The organism is Desulfovibrio desulfuricans DSM 642, assembly GCF_000420465.1.
GTDB classification, from domain to species: domain Bacteria; phylum Desulfobacterota; class Desulfovibrionia; order Desulfovibrionales; family Desulfovibrionaceae; genus Desulfovibrio; species Desulfovibrio desulfuricans.
The window spans coordinates 23,917-45,380 of sequence record NZ_ATUZ01000003.1 but is presented as its reverse complement, the minus strand read 5'-3'; the positions used below and the strand labels follow the sequence as shown (position 1 = coordinate 45,380).

At 54.8% G+C, this 21,464-nt stretch carries 19 protein-coding genes, 1 tRNA gene and 1 other RNA gene; 10 read left to right on the top strand and 11 right to left on the bottom strand.

Annotated elements, in window-relative coordinates; genetic code table 11:
- Positions 1 to 66 precede the first annotated feature (66 nt).
- The 11 genes from G449_RS0100900 to G449_RS0100855 all read right to left on the bottom strand — a co-directional run bounded on the left by G449_RS0100900 (position 67) and on the right by G449_RS0100855 (position 11,532).
- A complete protein-coding gene (locus G449_RS0100900; protein WP_022657429.1) occupies positions 67 to 1,482 on the bottom strand; it encodes a glycosyltransferase family 9 protein in 1,416 nt (471 codons plus the stop codon).
- 2 nt (positions 1,483 to 1,484) lie between these two features.
- On the bottom strand, positions 1,485 to 3,263 hold the full coding sequence (locus G449_RS0100895) for a CgeB family protein (protein ID WP_245559797.1): 1,779 nt from the start codon (positions 3,261 to 3,263) through the stop codon (positions 1,485 to 1,487).
- The gene (locus G449_RS0100890; protein ID WP_022657427.1) at positions 3,260 to 4,393 is read right to left on the bottom strand and encodes a FapA family protein; all 1,134 of its coding nucleotides are present in this window, start codon (positions 4,391 to 4,393) and stop codon (positions 3,260 to 3,262) included. The genes G449_RS0100895 and G449_RS0100890 overlap by 4 nt, the downstream gene beginning before the upstream one ends.
- A gap of 41 nt (positions 4,394 to 4,434) precedes the next feature.
- Entirely contained in the window at positions 4,435 to 4,788 is a 354-nt protein-coding gene (locus tag G449_RS0100885; protein ID WP_022657426.1) for an STAS domain-containing protein, read from the bottom strand.
- Positions 4,789 to 4,821: 33 nt separating this feature from the next.
- A complete protein-coding gene (gene dtd / locus G449_RS0100880) occupies positions 4,822 to 5,304 on the bottom strand; it encodes a D-aminoacyl-tRNA deacylase (protein ID WP_022657425.1) in 483 nt (160 codons plus the stop codon).
- Positions 5,304 to 7,067, bottom strand: a complete 1,764-nt coding sequence (locus G449_RS0100875; protein ID WP_022657424.1) for a long-chain-fatty-acid--CoA ligase — start codon at positions 7,065 to 7,067, stop codon at positions 5,304 to 5,306. Before G449_RS0100875 ends, dtd begins: the two co-directional genes overlap by 1 nt.
- Before the next feature lie 48 nt (positions 7,068 to 7,115).
- On the bottom strand, positions 7,116 to 8,327 hold the full coding sequence (ispD, locus tag G449_RS0100870) for a 2-C-methyl-D-erythritol 4-phosphate cytidylyltransferase (RefSeq protein ID WP_022657423.1): 1,212 nt from the start codon (positions 8,325 to 8,327) through the stop codon (positions 7,116 to 7,118).
- 16 nt (positions 8,328 to 8,343) lie between these two features.
- An RNA gene (rnpB, locus tag G449_RS17580) (RNase P RNA component class A) lies at positions 8,344 to 8,706 on the bottom strand.
- A 64-nt stretch (positions 8,707 to 8,770) separates the two neighbouring features.
- On the bottom strand, positions 8,771 to 9,547 hold the full coding sequence (locus tag G449_RS0100865; protein WP_022657422.1) for a zinc ribbon domain-containing protein: 777 nt from the start codon (positions 9,545 to 9,547) through the stop codon (positions 8,771 to 8,773).
- 19 nt (positions 9,548 to 9,566) lie between these two features.
- Positions 9,567 to 10,358 (bottom strand): Nif3-like dinuclear metal center hexameric protein, encoded by a 792-nt coding sequence (locus G449_RS0100860; RefSeq protein ID WP_022657421.1) that lies wholly within the window; start codon positions 10,356 to 10,358, stop codon positions 9,567 to 9,569.
- A gap of 364 nt (positions 10,359 to 10,722) precedes the next feature.
- Positions 10,723 to 11,532 carry a phosphoribosylformylglycinamidine synthase subunit PurQ gene (locus tag G449_RS0100855; RefSeq protein WP_022657420.1) on the bottom strand — a complete coding sequence of 270 codons (810 nt, stop codon included), beginning with the start codon at positions 11,530 to 11,532 and terminating at the stop codon, positions 10,723 to 10,725.
- Between the two features lie 274 nt (positions 11,533 to 11,806).
- Here G449_RS0100855 and G449_RS0100850 point away from each other — a divergent pair, with 274 nt between their 5' ends.
- The 10 genes from G449_RS0100850 (at position 11,807) to G449_RS0100800 (ending at position 21,461) form a co-directional block, all read left to right on the top strand.
- Positions 11,807 to 13,450, top strand: coding sequence for a CTP synthase (locus tag G449_RS0100850; protein ID WP_022657419.1), 1,644 nt, complete (start codon positions 11,807 to 11,809; stop codon positions 13,448 to 13,450).
- 295 nt (positions 13,451 to 13,745) lie between these two features.
- Complete coding sequence (gene rpoN, locus G449_RS0100840; protein WP_022657417.1) at positions 13,746 to 15,170, top strand: RNA polymerase factor sigma-54; 1,425 nt, start codon at positions 13,746 to 13,748, stop codon at positions 15,168 to 15,170.
- A 35-nt stretch (positions 15,171 to 15,205) separates the two neighbouring features.
- Positions 15,206 to 15,745 (top strand): ribosome hibernation-promoting factor, HPF/YfiA family, encoded by a 540-nt coding sequence (hpf, locus tag G449_RS0100835; protein WP_022657416.1) that lies wholly within the window; start codon positions 15,206 to 15,208, stop codon positions 15,743 to 15,745.
- A gap of 186 nt (positions 15,746 to 15,931) precedes the next feature.
- Positions 15,932 to 16,882, top strand: coding sequence for an RNase adapter RapZ (gene rapZ / locus G449_RS0100830; protein ID WP_022657415.1), 951 nt, complete (start codon positions 15,932 to 15,934; stop codon positions 16,880 to 16,882).
- 33 nt (positions 16,883 to 16,915) lie between these two features.
- Positions 16,916 to 17,359, top strand: a complete 444-nt coding sequence (locus G449_RS0100825) for a PTS sugar transporter subunit IIA (RefSeq protein WP_022657414.1) — start codon at positions 16,916 to 16,918, stop codon at positions 17,357 to 17,359.
- A gap of 1 nt (position 17,360) precedes the next feature.
- Positions 17,361 to 17,819: a PTS sugar transporter subunit IIB gene (locus G449_RS0100820; RefSeq protein WP_022657413.1), complete on the top strand. Its 459-nt coding sequence runs from the start codon at positions 17,361 to 17,363 to the stop codon at positions 17,817 to 17,819.
- Positions 17,820 to 18,017: 198 nt separating this feature from the next.
- Complete coding sequence (locus G449_RS0100815) at positions 18,018 to 18,494, top strand: hypothetical protein (protein ID WP_022657412.1); 477 nt, start codon at positions 18,018 to 18,020, stop codon at positions 18,492 to 18,494.
- A gap of 78 nt (positions 18,495 to 18,572) precedes the next feature.
- A tRNA-Arg gene (locus G449_RS0100810) sits at positions 18,573 to 18,649 on the top strand.
- Between the two features lie 396 nt (positions 18,650 to 19,045).
- Positions 19,046 to 21,181, top strand: coding sequence for a hypothetical protein (locus tag G449_RS0100805; RefSeq protein ID WP_027180580.1), 2,136 nt, complete (start codon positions 19,046 to 19,048; stop codon positions 21,179 to 21,181).
- Positions 21,168 to 21,461: a hypothetical protein gene (locus G449_RS0100800; protein WP_022657409.1), complete on the top strand. Its 294-nt coding sequence runs from the start codon at positions 21,168 to 21,170 to the stop codon at positions 21,459 to 21,461. Before G449_RS0100805 ends, G449_RS0100800 begins: the two co-directional genes overlap by 14 nt.
- The last annotated feature ends 3 nt before the right edge of the window (positions 21,462 to 21,464 follow it).

Below are 21,464 nucleotides of genomic sequence, written 5' to 3'. Positions count from 1 at the left end.
TAATTCAATGAGTTAAGAAAATGTGATTTGCGGGAAAAGGGCAATACTTGCCGAATATGGAGCATGCTAGGAGGCAGGATTGGCAAAAACCGGAGCCAGGGCGGCAAGCCTGTGCACTGCTGTGCGCCAGCCCTGCTCGCTGAAACCTTCATTTTGCAAAAACATGTGCAGGTGCCCGGTGAACAGCCGTATCATGCCGGGCTGAACGCGCCAGAAATCATCGGGCAGGGGAGTGCGTTTTTTCAGGTGATCGCTGCACAGGCCACAAAGGTGGGCAAGGCGGGCGGCAAGGCGTCCAGCAAGTGCGGGATGTCCCGCATGAAGGCGGGTCAGCCGCTGGCGCAGCAGGGTTTGCTGGCCTGGATCATACAGAAAAAGAAAAGCAGCCTGCCATACGTCTTCGAGCTGGGGGCGACAGGAATTGCCGCGTGGCTCAGGGTAGGGTTTCAAGGTATGCAGGCCAAGAGCGTCACGCCCGGTTCGGTAAAGCGTAAGGCCATCGCCTGCGGCCTTGCAGCAGGGTTTGCCGGTGGCAAGCTCCTGATGAATTTGCAGAGCAAGCTGGGTTACAGAAGCGGGCATGAACGCCTGTTTGCAAAAAAGACGGCTGCGTCTGCACTGCCAGCAGCCCACGCAGCTCATGGCGGCGCGAAGCACCCACTGCCCGGGTGCGGATGGGCCTGTTTCGCGGGCGTGTACCGGCCCCATTGAGAGATTGAGCACAGGTACGCCAAGGTAATCGGCAAGGTGCATGGGGCCTGTGTCAGGCGTTATGCACAGGTCAAGCGTGCCCATGAGGGCGGCAACCTCGCGCAGGGCAAGCTTGCCGCACAGGTTTGCCTGCGCAAGGCCGGAACGGTGCGCCACTTCATCGCCCAGTTCCTGCTCGGCCTTGCCGCCCAGAAAAACCGGGGCCATATCTGCCGCCGCAAGGCGCATGGCAAGCCGCGCCCAGAAGGCCGCATCCGGCCTTTTGGCTGCTTCGCTTGCGCCCAGCACCAGCCCAACGCGGCGCGTTCCTGCGGGTTTGGGGCGCGAATGCCCCACTACGGCAAGGTTGGGAGCGGGGGAAAGATCCAGCAGGTGCAGGTCGGCCCAGTGAAAGGCATTGGCGTGGTTATTCTGCGTCAGGGCCGCGCGGTACAATTGCCAGAAGCCCTGAACGCGTAATCCATCGCTGTCGGCCACAGGCCCAAGCTTGAGGGGAGACTCAAGTCGCGCCATAAGCTGGGCCGCGACCGGACTGCTGCTCAGATTGATCGCCGCCGCGTATTTTTGGCGGGCAAGCTCCTGGCAGTGCGAAGGGGGAAAAAATACTGCTTCCGGCGCAAGCGGCATGAGCTGCTGAAAAAAAGCCGGTTCTGCAACGACCCACAGGGGATTGTGGGGCCAAAGCTGGCGCAGGCGGATAAGCAGGGGAAAGGTGAGGATCAGGTCACCCATGCGGTGCAGTTGCAGCACCAGAATCGGATCAGCAGCCATTATCAGCCCCGGACGGCCTGACGGGCCGCAGGTGTGCCGTAAACCTCGCGCATGCGTTCCAGCATGGTCTGCAGCCTGTGTTGCCATGTGTGACAGGCAAGCACACGCTGCCGGGCCGCCTGCGTAATGCGGCGGCGCTCAGTTGGGCGGGCGAGGTAGTGGCGCGCCAGTTCAGGGGCTTCATCCGGCTCATGGTAACAGACGATTTCGTGCGGCTCAAAAAGCTGCTCCATCTGCTCGCGCCAGTCGGTAAGCACAAAACTGCCTGCGGCGGGCACGTCAAATACCCTCTGGTTGACCGCGCCCTTCATCTGCTTGCTGGTGCAGTTGAAGTTGATGGCTGAGTGCCCGTAAAAGAGGGGCAGTTCCGTGTAATAGCTCAGGGCGTCCAGATAGCGGGGTTGCAGGGGCTCGTGGCGAAATTCCACCTTCTGCCAGCCTGCATCGCCCACAATAAGCGGGCGCAGCGGCAGCAGACGCCGCACGCAGCCATTGCGGTACAAACGGGTGGCCTGCCAGGTGACAGCGGTTTCATAGGCCAGTTTGGCTTCGTTGTCCGGCAGGGCCTGGTAGTGAGCATAGGCTTCTGGCTGGCAGTCGCGCAGAAAATCAGCAACCGAGCGGTGGTGGCTGTCCATGAACTCCTGGGCCACGGCGTAAAAGGAGAGCAGCAGCGGGCGGGGAAAATGCCCGTTTTTCAGCCTGCCGCCAACCTTGTAGACCATGGAATTGCCCACAAAGGAAATATCTGCCTTCCATGCGGCTGGTGCGGATGCGCCCCTGGAGGGGTGAAAGCGATCCGGGTCTGTGCCCAGAGGCAGGTAGAACACATGCTCAAAACCCGCCGCGCGCAGGGATGAAATATTGTCAGAATCCCAGGTGAACAGGGTCGTCCAGGGGCTGACGCAACGGGAGTACAGATGGATAATGAGGTGGGGATTGTCCACAAACCATGAGGCCAGGGGCAGCTGCAAACGGGCCAGCAGGTCCATGAGCACACCCTCTACGTCCACGCCCATATGGTTGAGCGTAATACAGCAGTCCGGCCTGAAAGCAACCACGGCTTCCAGCAGCTGCTGCACAAAATCCGCGCGGGCCACGGCTTCATCGCGGATGACCACCAGCTTGTATTCAATGCCAAGCTTGCGGCATGCGCCCTCGATTTCACCCATGAGGAAGTATTTGCTGGTCAGCAGCAGCACGCGGGGGCTTGCACCGGCAAAGCGCGGCCCAGCGGCGCGGCTCCAGAAGTCAAACCTGGCGCTGGCGAGCAGATCTTTTTGCAGGGAACCGTAATAATCGCGGTCAAGGCGCAGATAAAAGGGCAGGGCCAGAGGCAGAAGACGCAGGCCGCCGTGGAGCATCTGCCAGTGGGTCAACTCCGTAAGGGCATCCTGATGGCTCGGGCTGGTGATGAGCGTAATGCGCTCACGCAGGTTGGTCGGCAGGCTTTGCAGCACACCTGTGATGGCCTGAAGCCCGGCTTCCTTTTCCACCACGGCCACAGGCCCGTCAACGCACTGCAATACCTGGCGCAGTGCATGCCCAAGGCCGCAGCCAAGCAGAACTGGCAGGCAATCGCGCTGCAATTCCTGCATCTGCCCGGTTACAACCGCGGTTTCACGCTCAGCGCCGCCGGGGCGCAGCATGTGAAAAACACGCTCGCCCAGCCTGACTTCAATATCGTCTGGTATCCCGGATTGTTGTGCGGTCTGGCCCTGATGTACGGAATGCTCGGAATACACCGCCAGAAAATGCGGCGTTTCAGTCTGCTTCATCATTTGGGACTCATATGCGAGGGCTGCATGGGTTCCGCAATGATTTCATTGTCCACCAGGCGGAACAGCGTGCACTGGTATATGCGCTCAACAACCATAAACGCGCGTCCGATGGAGATTTCCACACCGGGGTATACGGTGCCCTGGCAGAGCAGGCGGCAGTTCTGCATATAGTTTTCGTCCTGGGCCAGTCTGCTCCACAGTTCGTCGCGCCTGTTGATGAGTTGCCTGCGCTGTAGCCGCAAGGCTTGCAGCTTGCGGGACGCATCGTTGGTTTCGGGCGGCAGATGCCCGGCAATGGCATTGAGGTGGGTGATGGTTTGCGACAACTGAGCGATAATTTTGTCAATTTTTTCCAGCTGGCGGATGCTCAGGGGGTCGTACCCCAGATAAACCTTGGTGGCCAGGGCCGCCTTGTTGCCAAGCTGGCCGCCCACGTAAACGCTGCCGTAGGCGTTAGTAGTGCCGCCGTAGAGCTTGTCGCGCACAACCATGTTGCTGCCGGCGTATACTGTGCTGTACAGACAGGTTTTTTCAATAACCATGTTGCCGCGCGCACGGGCGTCCACGCTTTCCAGAAAGGGGGTCATGAGCTTGTCGCCAGCATCAACCTTGCTGTGCTTGCCTGCGCCGCCGCGCACCCCGCCATCAATCATGAGATCGCGGCGGGCTCGCACAACGCCGCCTTCAACCATGCCCATGATGCGCACGTTGTTGCCCTGAACGGAAAATCCGGCGCGCACAGAACCGTGCACGGCCATATCGCCCACAAAAAAGATGTTGCCGGTCTGAAAGCTCACGTCCTGACGCACGTTGAGCAGGGTCTTTACGGTAATTTTGCCGTTAAGGTAAAAAACATAGCCCTTGGCGGCGGCAAGCAGATAGTTGGGATGGCGCGGATCTACGCGGGTGTTGCCACCCATGGGGAAGGCTTCATTTTCAAGGATGAAGCGCTGATCAACCTTGGGCCCGGAGGCGTCCAGAGGCACAAGCTCAGCCAGTACCTGCCCGGCGATAACATTCTGGACGTAGCCCAGACTGTATACATCGGACTTCCCATTATCTCCACTCGGTTTGAGATTGAGATAATCGAAATCGGGATTGAAGTAATGCCTCAGATAGTATTGCACCATGCACCATCCGTCGGGCTGAAGGGCAAAACCCCGTGATATTGTTACTCAGCAGTATCGGGAATATAGCCTTTCAGTTCATCTTCGCTCTCGAATGTTGGGAAAAATCCCTCGATCTCGGCTTTGCGCAGCAATTCGGCCACGTGCGGCGCGGGCATCAGCAGAACAAGCCTGCGCCCTCGCCCCCGGCCCTTGGTGCTGGCGCTTACCAGCACTCCCAGCCCGGAAGTATCCACTTTTTCAACGTGGCTCAGATCAAGCACCACCTGGCGAATATTAGGCGCCAGCAGATGCCCTTCAAGCAGCTTGCTGAACTCGGCCACATCGGGCAGCAGAAGATTTCCAGAAAAACGCAATACCGTGACGTTGGTGTGCGATTCCGCCTTCAGCTCAAACATGGCTGTATTTCCTCCGTAAGGCAACAGGTCGCTTCAACGGGAAAACAGGTTGGCAGAGTCCAGAGATATGGTCACAGGCCCCCAGTTGCACAGGCGCACATCCATGTCCGCTCCGAAGATGCCTGACGATACGCTGACGGCGCAAGTTTCGTCAACCATTTGAACGAAATCCGTAAACATGTCTTTGGCCCAGGCGGGGTCGCCTGCATCAGTAAAGGAAGGCCTGCGGCCCTTGTGGCAATCGGCGTACAGGGTGAACTGCGGCACCAATAATATCTGACCACAGATTTCATCCAATGAAAGGTGGAACTTATGGGCATTCTCTCCTGTGCCGGGAAAGATGCGCAGCCCCACAAGCTTGCGGGCCATGCCCGTAAAAGCCGGGGAAGAGCGAAATTCTGGCCCATCCTCCTGCCCAAAGGCAACAAGGGCCATAATGCCAGTGTTGATGGACGCCACAAGACGGCCATCAACACTAACAGAAGCTTCTTTAACCCGTTGCGCGACAATCCGCATCAGGCATGGCCCACTTGTTCATCTTCGCCGCTGGCGGCAGGAGCACTGGCAGCAGCGGCAGCGCGCCGGTTTTTCCTGTTGGCCATCTTTTGCTCTTCTTCTTCGCGCAAAGCCCTGCGCAGAACCTTGCCCACAATGGTTTTGGGCAGTTCATCGCGAAATTCCACAAGGCGCGGCACCTTGTAGCCAGCCAGCTTCTGGCGGCACCAGGCAATGACGTCGGCCTTGGTCAGTTCTTCGTCAGGGCGGCGCACCACAAAGGCCTTGAGTATCTCGCCGCGCATCTCGTCGGTAATGCCGACAGTGACGGCTTCAAGCACCTTGGGGTGTTCCAGCAATACTTCGTCCACTTCGCGGGGGTACACGTTGTAGCCGCCCACAATGACCATGTCTTTTTTACGGTCAACAATATAAAAATAACCGTCTTCATCCATGGTGGCAAGGTCGCCCGTATACAGCCAGCCGTTGCGCAGGGCGCTGGCGCTTTCGTCAGGCCTGCGCCAGTAACCGTGCATAACCTGCGGCCCCTGCACGATCAGCTCTCCCATTTTGCCGGGGGGCAGGGTGAGGGAGCCGCCTTCCATATCCACAATGCGGGCATCAGTGCCGGGTACGGGCATGCCGATGGAATTGGGGCGTTGCCCTTCCTGACCAAGCGGGTTGCAATGGGTGATGGGCGAGGCTTCTGTAAGACCGTAGCCCTCCAGAATAGCGGCGCCGGTGGTTTCCTGAAATTTGCGGAATATTTCGCGCGGCAGCGGCGCGGAGCCTGAAACGCAGATTTTGATGCTGCGCAGGTCAAACTCCGCCAGATTCTTCTGTTGCAGCAGCGAAATATAGACCGAGGGCGCACCGGGAAAGACCGTGGGCTTGTACTTGGCAATAAGGCGCAGCACATCCTGCGGCACATAGCGCGGCAGGGGCAGGGTGGTGGCCGCCAGGGCGATGGGAATAATCAGGCCTGTGGTGAGGCCGTACACGTGGAAGAAGGGCAGCAGGGAAATGAAGGTGTGCTTGTCCTCCGCCTTGACGTGGATGATGTCCAGCACCTGACGGCAGTTGGTGCCCACGTTGCTGTGCGTCAGGGTAACGCCCTTGGGCAGGCCCGTTGTGCCGCCGGTATACTGCAACATGATGGGGTCGCGCAGAGGGTCGGCAATGGGAGCGGAATAACGCTCCGCGCCCTTGCAGAAGTGTTTCCACTCATGAACGTTCTTGCCGTCGTAGGGCACGGGTTCCTTGGCGCTGCGGCTCGTTTTGAGGCGATAGAGCCAGTTGAGCGGGAAGGAAAGCGCATCCGCAGCGCCGGTAACGATGAAGTTTTTCAGGGGCAGGCGGTCGCGCAGGGCGGAAACGCGGGGCCAGAGCAGATCGAGCAGCACCATGTGTTCTGCGCCCGAATCCTGCATGTTGGCCATGATTTCCTTTTCCATATACAGGGGGTTGGTCATGACCACCACGCCCCCGGCCTTGATGATGCCCCAGAAGGCCACCACGGTCTGCGGCATGTTGGGCATCATCAGGGCAACGCGGTGCCCTGTCTTAACGCCGATGCGGCGCAGCGCCCCAGCAAAACGCTCCGCCTGCTCGCGCAACTGCTTGTAGGTGATGCGCGTATTCTGGAAAATGACGGCCAGTCGATTGGGATATTTGTCTGCGGCCTCATCCAGCAAGGCATAGAGCGGCTTGTTCCACACCTCGGAAGTGCGCGGAACGAAGGAGTCATAGTGGGCAAACCAGGGCCTGCTGAGTTCTGTGTTCATGTCCTTCCTTATGGTGTCGAATCGTTATGGCAGGGGAGGCGGAGCTAATCAGCGCCCCCGCGCGGTCACAACTGCATATGCCTTGATGCCTTCGGAACGTCCGGTAAAGCCCAGGTGTTCCTCTGTGGTAGCCTTGAGGTTCACGCATGATGCGGGCAACCCCATGAGCCGGGCGACGTTCTTTCTGATTTCTTCGCGGTAGGGCGCGAGTTTGGGAACCTGCGCCACTATGGTCATATCCACGTGACAGGGCGTACAGCCCGTCTCGCGCACCATGTCCAGAACCTGATGCAGCAGAATGGCGGATGAAATGCCGTCAAAACGGGGATCCTTGTCTGAAAAATGCTGACCAATGTCGCCAAGGCAGGCGCAGCCGAGCAGAGCGTCGGACAGGGCATGCAGGAGAACATCGCCGTCAGAGTGGGCCAGAACCTCGGGCGCGTTGGGAATGCACACGCCGCCAAGTCGCATGGGGCGGCCCTGACCGTAACGGTGAACATCGTAGCCCATGCCCGTGCGGATGGAAGGAAGGGGATTTTCGTCTTGCAGCAGGTCCAGATCTTCAGGACGGGTAATCTTCACGTTGGCAGCCTCGCCTTGTATGACGCGTACCTCAAGGCCGAGGGCCTCCAGAAGCGACGCATCGTCGGTTACGGCAAGCCCCGCCTCAACCGCGTGGGCGTGGGCCGAGAGCAGCGCTTCAAGCTGAAAGCCCTGCGGGGTCTGCACAGCCGCAAGCCCGTCGCGCGGCAGGGTGGCCGTTACGCGGCCATTTTCCACCGTCTTGATGGTGTCGGTAACTGATATGGCGGGGATAACGCCTGCAGCACCCTCTGCAAGCGCCTCGCAGACGCGGCGCACAAGCGCCGGGGAAAGAAAGGGACGGGCGGCATCGTGCACAAGCACGCTGGCGGGGCGCAGGGGCAGGGCGGCCAGACCAAGGCGCACGGAATCCTGCCGCAAAGGCCCGCCGCAGACCGTAACCCAGGGCAGCCCGAGATCATCGTGCCTGTGCAGGTCGGCCAACAGTTCGCTGGCTTCGGTAAGCTGGCTGGGAGGAAAAACAAAGACAATCCCGGCCACACAGGCGCTGCGGCTCATGGCGCGGGCGGCATGCCAGAAAAGCGGCGCGCCCTGCCAGGGCAAAAACTGTTTTGCCGTGCCGCCAGTGGCATCGGCCATGCGCGTACCTTGCCCGGCAGCCAGTATGAGCGCCCAGGGTTTTGCCGCAACAGAAGATGTGCCGGAACTTTCTGACATTACATACCTTGTAACAAGTGGGAGTCGGACGATAAGCCGGGTTCTGTCATGCGGTTGCCCGCACCAGACCGTCATTCCTCTAGGAGCGCAGTTACCTGCGCCCTCAAGCAACCTACCCGGAAGGCAATGGTCGGGCCGACCACCTTCCCTATTTGGTCTTGCTCCAAACGGGGTATGCCGAGCATGCCGCGTCACCGCGACATCTGGTGGGCTCTTACCCCACCGTTTCACCCTTACCCCGCTGCGAGGCGGGGCGGTTTGCTTTCTGTGGCGCTGTCCGAGGGTCGCCCCTCCTGGGTGTTACCCAGCGTTCTGCCCTGTGGAGCCCGGACTTTCCTCCCCGGGCCTTGCGGCCCGCAGCGACGGTCTGTCCGACTCCCACTTGCTGATCTGGTTCTCCGGCGCGGTCTGCGGAACATGCCGCGCCGGAGAAAGGATTGTTTTTAGTCGGTAATGGTCACCGGCTTCTGGGCGCACTGCGGGGCATCTTCAACAGAAAAATGCTCGCACCAGAAAATAAGGCGCTGGCAGTTGGGGCAGCTCAGAATCTGCTGACCGCGCTGCAATTCAATGAAAGACTGCGGCGGCACGGCAATGTGGCAGCCGGAGCAGATGCCTTCTTTCACGGCAACAATGACGGGGTGCTCAAGACGCCTGCGGATGAATTCATAGCGCATGAACACGGGCTGAGGAATATTCTTGCTGGCTGAAGCGCGCTTTCCGTTCAGGCCTTCAAGGGCTGCGTTGCCCTTTTGCAGCTTTTCTTCAAGGCCATCGCGCTTGACTTCAAGTTCGGCCTTGATGGCGGTGTAGGTCAGGTCGATTTCGGCCAGCGCATCATTCTGGTATTGCAGTTCCTCAAGAAGGGTCATTTTTTCTTCTTCACGGGAACGGTTGACCTTTTCCATGCTGTCCATTTCGCGCATCATGGCGTGGTATTCACGCTGATTGCCAACTGCCATGAGCTTGTTCTTGCTCTTTTTGATGCGCGCGGAGTCGTCATCAATTTCGAGCGAGAGGCGCTTTTGCTGATCCTGAAGGTGTGAAAGCTTGTCCAGAATGTAGTTGCGCTGGGTTTCGATGGCGGCAAAGCGCTGCTCAAGGGAATCAAGCTCGCTCGGGGCGTTGCTCAGGTCCTGCTTGACGGCGTGGATGGCGTCATCGACCTTCTGCAACTCAACAAGCTGCTTGATCTGGTCAAAATATACGGCATTGCTCATGAGAGTCCTCCTGATAAAATCATGACAGGGCAACAGGGCGGAAGGGCGAGGCGGAAGGCACAAAAAACACTTCCGTCTCTGGCAGGCGCTGTTGCAGCAACCGGCTCATGCGCAGCATCATTTCTTCCTCAAGGCTGTGGTGGCCCACATCCAGAAGGCAGATTTCCGCGGCAAGCGCCGTGTGGTATTTGACATCACCGGTTATGAAAAGCTGCGCATCGGCAGCTTGCGCCGCGCCAAGCAGCGATGAACCCGAACCCGTGCAGTAGGCCACGCGGGTAATTGTTTGCGGTTCCGGCCCGCTCACTGTGGCTGTGGCAAGGGGAGCGTTGCGGGCAATGATGCCTGCAATCTGCGCCACGGTCATGGCCCTTGGCAGATCGCCCGCAAGGCCGAAGCCCAGCGGCAGATCCTCGCCCACAGCCGGGGCTACAGGCTCCAGCACCGCAAGATTGCGCAGCTCAAGCGCACGGGCCAGCCAGCCTGCCGGGCCGTAAGCGTTTACATCCAGCGAGGTATGGGCCGCGTACAGCGGTACATCGGCCTGAAACAGCAGGCGCAGCACCTCGTGGTAGTCGTCAAGCCTGTGGGGCAGCACGGCCTTGAGCAGCAGCGGGTGATGGCTGAGCACAAATTGCGCGCCCTTTTCCAGCGCTGTACGCACTGATGCGGGCGTTGGGTCGAGGCAGACGGCAAGCTTGGCAACATCCTGCCTGTGCGCCGCCACCTGTTGGCCCGAAACATCCCAGCCAGCAGCAGCGGCCAGAGGTGCGATTTCTTCTATCGCCTTAATAATTTCAGTATGTTGCATAGATATCACCCACCATAAAAAAAGGCACTTTCTTGCTGGTGCAGAGAAAGCGCCTCGTTGAATACGGCGTAAAAAAATGTGCAACGTGTTGTGGCAATGTTGTTTCGCACCTTGTCTGACGCGTGCGCGCAGGAAAATCCAAAGGGGGTTCAGCTCTTCGGAATCAGTAAAACTATCGAAGCCCGGGTGCTTTGTCAATAAACATTGCGCGGGATATGCCTGCCGCAAGGCCGCGCCATGCCGCAAAATGTATACAGAAAGGGGAGGCTTCGTAAAGCCTCCCCCAAATAATCATGGCGACAAAGTGAGCCGGACTGTGCAGAGCATTATATAATGTTTGTCGGCATCAGGCTCAGCTGTCTCTCTATTGACCGCGCAGGTAGCGCACGGCATTCACAAAAATGAGCGTACCGGGGGCATCCAGCTCGCCGCGCGTCCAGCCGGGGTGGTTGGTCACGTGGTGGAAGGCCTCGGGGTGGGGCATAAGGCCGAGCACCCGGCCCGTGGGGTCGGTCAGGCCCGCAATGGCAAGGGTGGAGCCATTGGGGTTGAGCGGATATTCCTGTGTAGGCTTGCCCGTTGCGGGGTCTGCGTATTGCAGGGCGATGAGGTTTTCTTCCTCCAGGCAGCGCAGGCAGTCCGCATCGCGGGCAACGAGCTTGCCTTCGCCGTGGCGCACGGGCATGGAGAGCAGGGGCAGATTTTTGGTGAACACGCAGGGGCTTGCCGCATTGGGCAGCAGATGCACCCAGCGGTCTTCAAACCTGGCGGAATCGTTGTTGCCCAGCGAAACCTGGCGCTCAAAGCGCTGACCGCCAAGGGCAGGCAGCACGCCCAGCTTGACCAGCAGCTGAAAACCGTTGCAGATGCCCAGAATCAGCTTGCCCTCATCCAAAAACTCGCGCAAGCTCTGCAACAGGGCCGTGCCCGCGTCATCCTTGAGGTAACGCCAGCGCATGGCCGCAGCCTGGGCCGCGCCGAGATCGTCGCCATCCAGAAACCCGCCGGGGAAAACCAAAAAGTGATAGTCGGCAAGGCGAACCTTGGCCGCCACCAGATCGGAAAAATGCACCACATCGGCCTTGTCGGCACCGGCCAGACGGGCCGTGTGGGCTGTTTCCATGTGCGAATTTGTACCGTAGCCGGTGATGACCAGTGTGTTGACCGTACCCATGCGGGGGAAGCCTCCTTGGCTTTGCAACGCGGATAATTCCGGCCATGCCCTAAGGCGTGGGCCGGACGTGCTTTTGCCTTGGGAACCTTGGCTGACCCGCGCCGGGCACAACAGGTGACCGGCGCGCGGGCCGCTTGTGGTGGGCACGCACGCTGAAAAGGGAATAACACATTACTTAGCTTGTTTTACTTAGTCAATGCTAGCCAAAAAATTCAATTTGGGTTAAGACTGTTTGGTTGAACTATTCAACATACCCAAGTACAGGTGGAAGTGCATGAAAACTAAATACATTTTTGTGACGGGCGGCGTTCTGTCGTCGTTAGGCAAGGGCCTCGCAGCTGCGTCTTTGGGCGCGCTGCTGCAAACGCGCGGGCTTACGGTAACCATCCAGAAGCTTGATCCTTACATCAATGTTGACCCCGGCACCATGAACCCGTTCCAGCACGGCGAGGTATTTGTTACCGATGACGGCGCGGAAACGGATCTGGATCTCGGGCACTACGAACGTTACCTCAACGTGCCCATGTCGCGGAAGAACAACACCACTTCCGGCGCCATTTACAACCACGTCATCGCCAAGGAACGTCACGGCGATTACCTGGGCGCCACTGTGCAGGTGATCCCGCACATTACTGATGAAATCAAGAGCGTGGTGCTTTCCCTTTCTGAAGGCGAGGACGCGCCCGATGTCGCCATTATCGAAATCGGCGGCACCGTGGGCGACATTGAAGGCCTGCCCTTTCTTGAGGCCATCCGCCAGTTGCGTTCCGACCTTGGACGCGACAACTGCCTGAACATCCACCTCACGCTGGTGCCTTACCTGCGCAGCGCTGGGGAGCACAAGACCAAGCCCACCCAGCACAGCGTCAAGGAACTGCTCTCCATCGGCATTCAGCCCGATATCATCCTGTGCCGCTGCGAGCAGAGCATCCCCGAAGAACTGCGCCGCAAGATTGCCCTGTTCTGCAATGTGGATCAGGACGCCGTGTTCTCTTCGGTGGACGTGAACAATATTTATGAAGTGCCGCTCAAGTTCTATGAGGAAGGCTTTGACCAGAAGGTGGCCATCATGCTGCGCCTGCCCGCGCGCAATGCCCACCTTGAAGCCTGGGAAAGGCTCGTGAGCGACTGCGCCAACCCCAAGGGCAAGGTCACCATTGCCATTGTGGGCAAGTACGTTGACCTCAAGGAAGCTTACAAGAGCCTGCACGAAGCCCTCATTCACGGCGGCGTTGCCAACCGCGTTGAGGTTGAGCTGCGCTACGTCAATTCCGAGAATGTGGACGAAAGCAACTGCGCGGAATCCTTCAAGGGCTGTCACGGCATTCTTGTGCCTGGCGGCTTCGGCTATCGCGGCGTGGAAGGCAAGATTGCCGCCATCCGCTATGCGCGTGAAAACAATATTCCCTTCTTCGGCATCTGCCTTGGCATGCAGTGCGCGGTTATCGAATTTGCCCGCCACGTGGCAAGCCTTGACGATGCCAACTCCGAAGAATTCAACCCGCTTTCTGATCACAAGGTCATCTACCTTATGACCGAGTGGTTCGACTTCCGCACCAAGAACGTTGAAAAACGTGACGCGGGCAGCGACAAGGGCGGCACCATGCGCCTTGGCTCCTACCCCTGCAAGGTGCAGCCCGATACCAAGGCCTTTGTGGCCTACAAAAAGGGCATGGTCGATGAACGTCACCGCCACCGCTACGAATTCAACAATGCCTTCAAGGAAATGCTTGGCGAAAAGGGCATGGTTTTCAGCGGCACCGCCCCTGACGATTCGCTTGTGGAAATCATTGAGCTGAAGAACCACCCCTGGTTCCTTGGCTGCCAGTTCCACCCTGAATTCAAATCCCGCCCCATGAACGCGCATCCGCTGTTCCGCGAATTTATCGGAGCGGCTAAAAAGTTCGCCAAGGTGTAATTTCGCGGCGTTAACGCAGCGAGGCTTGTTGATTTTCACCAAGCTTGGGTATCGCAAAATCGCGCAACAAGGGGAGGGCATTGCCTTCCCCTTTTTTTGTGCGCAGATTATTTCAACGGCGCAAAAACTGCGGCAAATCAGGTTTTTTGGCGCTGGCAGCCCTTGCCGCTGGCTGGGGATGCCGTGAACCTGATCTTGCAACTGTTAGCTATTGCATAATTTTTGCAGATGTGGCACAGTACTTGTAAACAGATAATTCTATAGTCCTATGGCTAGTTAAGGCAAAAGAGCACACATGGCACTGGAACTACGGCAGCAACTCAAGCTGTCACAGCAACTGGTAATGACCCCGCAATTGCAGCAGGCAATCAAGCTGTTGCAACTCTCACGCGTGGAACTTCTGGAAACTGTGCAGCAGGAACTGCTTGAAAACCCCTTTCTCGAAGAATCTTCACTTACTGACGATCCCTCTCAAGAGCAGCACGAGGAAAGCCGCGAAGCGCCCAAGGAGGAAGTATACGACAGGGAGCTGGCCAAGGACGCCGACTGGGAAGATTACCTCGGTGAGTTTGCCAGCACCCCCCGCCTTTCGCAGTCGCGCGAATATGAACTTGCCGAAGAAATTTCGCCTCTTGAAGCCCGCTATGCGGCCAAGCCCACCCTTGAGGGACATCTGTTCTGGCAGTTGCGCCTTTCTTCGCTGACAGAAGAGCAGAAGGCCATTGGCGAGGTCATTATCGGCAATCTCTCCTCAGCCGGGTATCTGCAAGCCACCATTGAAGAAGTGGCCGAAATGGCCGAGGTCGCGCCCGAGGCCGTGCTGCCTGTGCTTGAAAGGGTGCAGCTTTTTGACCCCATCGGCGTTGCTGCGCGTGACGCGCGCGAATGCCTGATGGTGCAGATCAAGAACCTCAATTACGCCCGCGACCCCATCCTCGTGGAGCTGGTGGAATCGCACCTCGAAGACCTCGAGGCCAAGCGCTACAAGCCCCTGCTGCGCAAGTTCAAGCTCGATATGGAAGAGCTCAAGGAGTATCTGGATATCATCCAGAGCCTTGACCCATTGCCTGGTGCAAGTTTTGGCGGCGGTGAGCCAACCTACGTAAGCCCCGATGTATTTGTGTACAAGATGGGCAACGAATTTGTGATCCTGCTCAACGATGACGGCCTGCCCCAGTTGCAGCTTTCGGCCATGAGCCAGATGAACATTGGCGGCTCGGAGAAGGAAAAGGACTACTGCTCCGAAAAGATCCGCTCCGCCTCGTGGCTTATCAAGAGTCTGTACCAGCGCCAGCGCACGCTTTACAAGGTTATGGAAAGCATTGTGCGCCATCAGCAGCCATTTTTTGAAGACGGCGTGACCAAACTTGCGCCGCTCATTCTCAAAGACATTGCAGACGACATCAGCATGCACGAATCAACGGTGAGCCGCATTACCACCAACAAGTATGTGGCAACGCCCCACGGCATCTTTGAATTGAAGTTTTTCTTTAACAGCGGCCTTGAACTCGATGACGGAAGTCAGGTAGGCTCAGAAAGCGTCAAGGCTCTGATCAAGAAATTCATCTCTGAGGAAGATACCCGATCCCCCCTCAGCGATGAGCGTATCGGCGAAATGCTCAAGGAGCGTCTCAAGGTCAATATTGCGCGGCGCACGGTGGCAAAATACCGCACGGCGCTTGATATTCCATCTTCGTCAAGGCGCAAGGAGCATTTCTGATTCCCCGTCGAGTGGCTCAATACTAGGAGGAACTTATGAACATCTCATTTGCTTTCAAGAATTTTGAAGCCTCCGAACATCTGAAAAAGTATGCCCGTCGCCGCATGGAAAAGCTGGGACGGTTTTTTGGCAAGGCCTCTGGCCTTGAAGTTGCCGTTGTGCTGACAGTCGACAAGTTCCGTCATCGCTGCGAAGTGACCGTTACGGGCGAAGGCCTGCACATCAATGCCACGGAACAGACCTCGGATATGTATGCCGCCATTGACCTTGTGACAGACAAGGTCGAATCGCAGATCAAGCGCCAGGTGGCCCGCGTAAAGGCCCAGCGGCGGCACGCCCGCAATACGGATGTGGACGTGTTTACCTACAACCTCGATGCCGAAGCCGACGTGCAGCAGCCCGTTGACGGCACCGACCGCCTCGCCACCAAGCCCCTGCATCTGGATGAAGCGCTCATGCAGCTTGATTCCATCGGCAGCGAGTTTCTGGTGTTCTTTAATGCAGAAAACAACCGCATCAATGTGGTATACCGCACCAAGGTGAGCGGCTACGCCCTCATTGACCCAGTGTTGTAAGCGTTCATAATGAGGGGGCGGGCTGGCAACGGCTCGCCCCCGTTTCAGGCGCATCCCCCTGCCGGTTGCCGCGCAATGGCCTTTACACGGGCTTGAGCGCGGCGCGGATTTGGCAACGTCCGTCAGAAGCCTGTGGCGCACACCCCCGGCTGCAAACGGCGATCTGACCCCGAAGAGGCGAATGTCATGAAGGATTCCGCGCAGATACCCCCCACAGATTCCACCCTTGACGCAAAGCCTGATGCGGACGCGCCCGTTCCCGGCGTGGATGTGCAGGTGTGCATTGTCACGGGCCTTTCCGGAGCTGGCAAAAGCACGGCGCTCAAGGTTTTTGAAGACATGGGCCACTTTGTGGTCGACGGGCTGCCCGTGAGCCTTGTCATGGAAATGGTGGACATGATGTCGCGCCCCTCCATGAGCCACTTCAAGGGCATCGCTCTGGGCATGGATCTGCGCCAGAGCAATTTTGTGGAAGACATCAACGATTGCCTGAGCATGCTTGCGGGCAAAAACATCCGCCCCATGCTGCTTTTTCTTGAGGCCAACAATCAGGAACTCATTCGCCGCTATGCCTCGACCCGCCGCCCGCATCCGCTGGAGCGCGAGGGCATGGGCCTTGAGGCGGCGCTGCTGGCAGAGCGCAGCAGCCTGCGCCCCCTGCGCGAAATGGCTGATCTTGTCATCGACACCTCGCGTTTTTCCATCCACGACCTGCGGCGCGCCATCCAGAAGCGCTGGAGCGGCAACAAGGGCAAGCTGCGGGCCATAAGGGTCAACGTGATTTCTTTTGGCTTTAAATACGGTGTACCGCGCGAGGCTGATCTGGTTTTTGACCTGCGCTTTCTGGCAAACCCTTATTTTGTGGACGAGCTGCGGCCCATGAGCGGCAAGGACAAACCCGTTGCCGACTATGTGTTCAATTCGCCCCATGCCCGCGAATACCGCGACAAGCTGGTTGACCTGCTGTTTTTTATGCTGCCGCTCATGGAGGCCGAAGGCCGCTACCGCATAACTGTGGCCGTGGGCTGTACGGGAGGTCGCCACCGCTCGGTGGCAATGGCCGAAGAAATTTTACAGGCGCTGCGGCAGGCTGATTATCCGGCTTTTCTGGAGCATCGGCACCTTGAACTTGGCTAAAAAAGCTGGCACGTTCTGTTGCGTGAGGTTGTCATGACGGACGAAAACAAGAAGACTCAGGTTGGAATCATTCTGGTTTCGCATGCCGACTATGGTTCGGCCATGCTGCGCACCGCCGAATTCATACTCGGACAGCAGAGCGATTGCAGCTCCATCAGTGTTGACGTGGCGCACGAGGTTTCCGAAACCGTTCGCCGCCTTACAGACGCAACCCAGCGGCTCGACAAGGGCGCGGGCGTCATTATTCTTACGGATATGTTTGGCGGCACGCCCACCAATCTTGCGCTTTCGCTGCTGGCAACCCATAAAGTTGAGGTTGTTACCGGCGTGAACCTGCCCATGCTGCTCAAGGTGTTTACCTCGCGCGACAAGGAGCTTGAAGAAGTGGCCCGCATCGCTGGCGAGGCAGGCGCAAAAGGCATTGTGGTTGCGGGCAGCATGCTGCGCAACAAAGCCCGTGACAAAGCCGATAGCTAGTATGTGGTTTCGCGTGGACAATCGCCTGGTTCACGGCCAGGTCATCGAAGCCTGGTTACCCTACACAGGGGCGCGACACCTGGTGGTAGCCAACGACGAACTTGCGAACGACATAATGCGGCAGCAGATAATTGAACTGGCAGTGCCGCAGCGCGTGATGACTCACTTCATCAGCGTAAAGGAACTGGCGGCCACGCTCAATTCATGCGGCGATGACTGTTTTGTGCTGTTTGCCAATTGTCAGGATGCGCGGCGCGCCTGTGATGCGGGCATCCTCATGCTGGTGCTGAACATGGGCAACCTGCACTACGCGCCGGACAAGCTACAGGTGCTGCCCCATGTGGCCCTTTCCGCACAGGACAGGGAAGACCTGCACGTTATACAGGATCATCTTGTGCAGCTTGATTTTCGCTGCGTTCCCACAGAGACAGTTCGAGGCCCCAATGATCAACTTTTCTGATTTATTCGCTGCTGGGGCTCCCTACGCTTTTTTTTTGCCCTGGCTGGCGCTGCGCGTTCAACCTGCATCGTTGGCCTTGTAGACCGCCCCATCTGTCTGGCCCTGTTCGCGGGCTTTTTTACCGGCGACTGGTCGCTGGCTCTCCCCCTTGGCATAATTATCGAACTGCTCTGGCTTGACGCGCTGGAACTTGGCAGCGTGGTGCCGCCGTATGGCAGCCTGAGCTTTCTGCTGGTGTTTCCCCTGTGCAGACAGTTTGGGCTGGATCAGCCCGGTATGGCGCTGTTGCCGCTCATATTGTCCATGATGGCGGCCTACACGGCAAGCTGGTGTGAACTGCGTCAGCGCATCAGCCTGAACCCGATGGTGGACGCCGTGGCGGCGTGGGGGAGCGGCAGCGGGGGAGCATCGCCGGGGCGCGTTATTCTGCGGGCCGGGCTGTGCCGCGCCTTGTGGCAGGCGGCGCTGTATATTGCGTGCTTTGGGTTGATTTATATGCTGCTGGCGGTGCTGTCGGGGCATCACGCCATACCGGCCCTGCGGGCGGTGACGTGGTCGGCCCTGTATGTGGCGGCCCTGCTTGGGGCGGTGCTGTCGCTGCGCACACGGCAGGCCTACGCCGTGCTTGTGGGCACGCTGGGCGCACTGGCCCTGCTCATTTGGGGCGGCAACTAGCGGGGGAGTTGGGTGTAAGAACATCTGCGTCATGCCCAGCTTGACATGACCCTAAAGAATTACTACAAAATTCGGATTGCGCTCGTAGCTCAGTTGGATAGAGCGACAACCTCCTAAGTTGTAGGCCACAGGTTCGATTCCTGTCGGGCGCACCAGCCATTTTAAAAGGGCCACACGGAATTTCCGTGTGGCCCTTTTTTCTTGTCCTACACAATCCCAATAATAATTCACGCCACCCTTATGACTCACACCTTGCCAATTATATAAAGGAGCCGAACAAACCAATTAAGTTGAAGAAAAGCAATTCTTTTTCCGTGCTATGTATGTCACGTCAATATCTTACAATTTTTTATAATAAAATAGGTATGTTATGTGCATGTTAACGAGGTGCAAGTTTGTTGTAAAAAGATGATATTGGAAATGTATGGCTAACGAATAAAAAATTACTTTATAACTTGCTATTTTTGTGCCATGCTTAAAATTAATTATAGAGAATAATTCAATATCTATTTTTTGTGCATTTTACTAAATTCAGGGGAGGGACTGGGGATATGAAAATTGACATTCACACACACACTAAAAAATGTAAAACTGGAGATAAAGCAACTAGAGAAATCAGTTCATCTGATTTTTGTAAAAAAATTTTGTCGACTGATGTTAAAATTGTAGCAATTACCAATCATAATCATTTTGATAAAAAACAATTCGATGAAATTCAAAATATTTTTAATGGAGCAGTCCAAGTTTGGCCGGGGATTGAAATTGACGTTATTCGTGGTGATAATCGTGGACATTTGTTAGTTATTGTTTCTCCTAATATGTCGGATGAATTTTCAAATGTTGTTAATAATCTTATTGGAGAGACATCTCCAGATGATTTTTCTATTTCGATAGAAGATGTTTTCGGTGTTTTTGAAATCTTTCACCCATTATACATCCCTCATTATCACAAAAATCCTAAAATTGCAGAAGAAGACATAGATTTTTTATTCACAAATACTCATTGCCCTGAAAGAATTCTTAAAGAAGTTAGTAATGCTATTTCTGCAGGAATATATATAGCTCATGGATACTCATCTATTTATGGTTCAGATGTTCAAGATTGGTCAGATTATGAAATTAACTCTACTAAACTTCCAGAGCTTAGGCTTCCAGTTGATAGTTTTGAGCAATTTTGTCTTTTACTTAAGAAGGATATTGCAACTATTAATACAATTTTGAATAAAAAAAATGTAACAGAGTTGGATCTTTTTCCATTTGATGATGAAGTAATGCTCAAACTAAAAGTTTTTGATGACATAAATATTATTTTTGGGCCTAAGGGGACAGGAAAGTCATGCATATTGGCTGCTATTGAAAAATATTATATGCGCAATGGAATTAGAGCGACAAAGTATGCATCATCAGATCGTAAGATTGACGAAGAATTTGATATAAAATGTTCTAATTTAGAATTTAGTTCAAAGAACTATAATATTAATGATTGCTCAAATGAAATAAAATTAATTTTATTATCAAAGGATACTGATATAACACCAATTAATAGGTATATTATTTTCTTTAAAACTGAGAGAACTAATAAAAATTCAAATATTATAAAAATAAAAGATATGCAAAATGAAGTTTATGAAAAAATATATAATATATTTAATGAATATTGCTCTGCAATTGAAAAATTTGATGATTTTGATAAATTTATAGAATCAAGTAATACAGTGCAGGAATTACTTTCAAGATATAATTTACAAGAATTTATTGATTATTTTTCTGTGATTCAAGGTAAATTAAAATCTGGTGCGCGGGAGGCTTTTTTAAGTTGGAAGGAAGTTTTCTTTTTAAATTTTTCAATTGATGTTGTAAAAAGTGCGGTGTCGTTAAAAACCGGAACGCCTCAGCGTCCTTCTACTACAGGGTTTCTTGATTACGCCAAGGGGCGGATCAAAATTAAGTTTGCTGCAAAAGTTATACTGGAAGCGCTTAATACTACTATTCCTATGCAGGAGGAAGAGGTTGGATATCTTGGTGAAAATAAGGGGGAGTTAAAGCTCAACACAGAATTTAAATTTCAAAATGGCAGTATTACAGATGGATCGTTTGCTGCTAACATTAAGAAAATGTTACAAAAAAATTTCGCTTTAGCTCTTGCCTCTGTTTATCAAGATGCATTTTCAAGTGGATTATATAATTCTATTTCTCAGATTAAGTCATTGGAAGATATAGATATGATTCAGAGTGTTAATGACTTGATATTGATCAAAAGATATTTCTCTTTGGATGGAAAGGCTTATTCTCCATCGACTGGCGAATCATCAATGATATTACTTCAGAGAGAAATTTCTGAAAATAAAGATATCTATATATTGGATGAGCCTGAGAGAAGTTTAGGGAATGATTATATAAATGACGTAATTGTTCCAATAATTAAAAGCAGGGCTATTGTTGGAAAAAAGGTGTTTATTTCAACCCATGATGCAAATATTGCTGTTAGAACATTGCCATATAGTTCAATTTATCGGTGCCATGGATTGGATGGCTACAAAACCTATTGGGGAAATCCTTTTACAAACAAACTTATAAATATATCAGATGAATCAGATGTTCTTGATTGGAAAAATATAAGTATGCTGACACTAGAAGGTGGCGAAGATGCTTTCGGGGAGAGAGGAAAAATCTATGGAAAGTTATGAAGCAAAGGTAGTCCTCGCTGAGGATAAATTTTCGATAGAAATTTATGCTGGTAGTGAAAACATTATTATACCTATGTCTGAAGAAAATCCCGCTGGCATAAAAATGGCGTTTAATAAAATTATTCAGATGCTAACTACTGTCGAGTTTGAAATTCATCTCATTGATGTGGGTGAAGATTTGTTTTCGCAAGTTGCCCTTGAGTATATTACACAGTTAAATCGTGAAATAAAGGGTGTTTATGAAGAGCTGAGGCAATTTGGCTTTCTCAAAACAGTTTGATTT

What these genes read in the sequence shown, in the direction of transcription:
- G449_RS0100900 (WP_022657429.1), bottom strand. Translation starts at nt 1,482, where the DNA reads ATGGCTGCTGATCCGATTCTGGTGCTGCAACTGCACCGCATGGGTGAC.
- G449_RS0100895 (WP_245559797.1), bottom strand. Translation starts at nt 3,263, where the DNA reads ATGATGAAGCAGACTGAAACGCCGCATTTTCTGGCGGTGTATTCCGAG.
- G449_RS0100890 (WP_022657427.1), bottom strand. Translation starts at nt 4,393, where the DNA reads ATGGTGCAATACTATCTGAGGCATTACTTCAATCCCGATTTCGATTAT.
- G449_RS0100885 (WP_022657426.1), bottom strand. Translation starts at nt 4,788, where the DNA reads ATGTTTGAGCTGAAGGCGGAATCGCACACCAACGTCACGGTATTGCGT.
- dtd (WP_022657425.1), bottom strand. Translation starts at nt 5,304, where the DNA reads ATGCGGATTGTCGCGCAACGGGTTAAAGAAGCTTCTGTTAGTGTTGAT.
- G449_RS0100875 (WP_022657424.1), bottom strand. Translation starts at nt 7,067, where the DNA reads ATGAACACAGAACTCAGCAGGCCCTGGTTTGCCCACTATGACTCCTTC.
- ispD (WP_022657423.1), bottom strand. Translation starts at nt 8,327, where the DNA reads ATGTCAGAAAGTTCCGGCACATCTTCTGTTGCGGCAAAACCCTGGGCG.
- G449_RS0100865 (WP_022657422.1), bottom strand. Translation starts at nt 9,547, where the DNA reads ATGAGCAATGCCGTATATTTTGACCAGATCAAGCAGCTTGTTGAGTTG.
- G449_RS0100860 (WP_022657421.1), bottom strand. Translation starts at nt 10,358, where the DNA reads ATGCAACATACTGAAATTATTAAGGCGATAGAAGAAATCGCACCTCTG.
- G449_RS0100855 (WP_022657420.1), bottom strand. Translation starts at nt 11,532, where the DNA reads ATGGGTACGGTCAACACACTGGTCATCACCGGCTACGGTACAAATTCG.
- G449_RS0100850 (WP_022657419.1), top strand. Translation starts at nt 11,807, where the DNA reads ATGAAAACTAAATACATTTTTGTGACGGGCGGCGTTCTGTCGTCGTTA.
- rpoN (WP_022657417.1), top strand. Translation starts at nt 13,746, where the DNA reads ATGGCACTGGAACTACGGCAGCAACTCAAGCTGTCACAGCAACTGGTA.
- hpf (WP_022657416.1), top strand. Translation starts at nt 15,206, where the DNA reads ATGAACATCTCATTTGCTTTCAAGAATTTTGAAGCCTCCGAACATCTG.
- rapZ (WP_022657415.1), top strand. Translation starts at nt 15,932, where the DNA reads ATGAAGGATTCCGCGCAGATACCCCCCACAGATTCCACCCTTGACGCA.
- G449_RS0100825 (WP_022657414.1), top strand. Translation starts at nt 16,916, where the DNA reads ATGACGGACGAAAACAAGAAGACTCAGGTTGGAATCATTCTGGTTTCG.
- G449_RS0100820 (WP_022657413.1), top strand. Translation starts at nt 17,361, where the DNA reads ATGTGGTTTCGCGTGGACAATCGCCTGGTTCACGGCCAGGTCATCGAA.
- G449_RS0100805 (WP_027180580.1), top strand. Translation starts at nt 19,046, where the DNA reads ATGAAAATTGACATTCACACACACACTAAAAAATGTAAAACTGGAGAT.
- G449_RS0100800 (WP_022657409.1), top strand. Translation starts at nt 21,168, where the DNA reads ATGGAAAGTTATGAAGCAAAGGTAGTCCTCGCTGAGGATAAATTTTCG.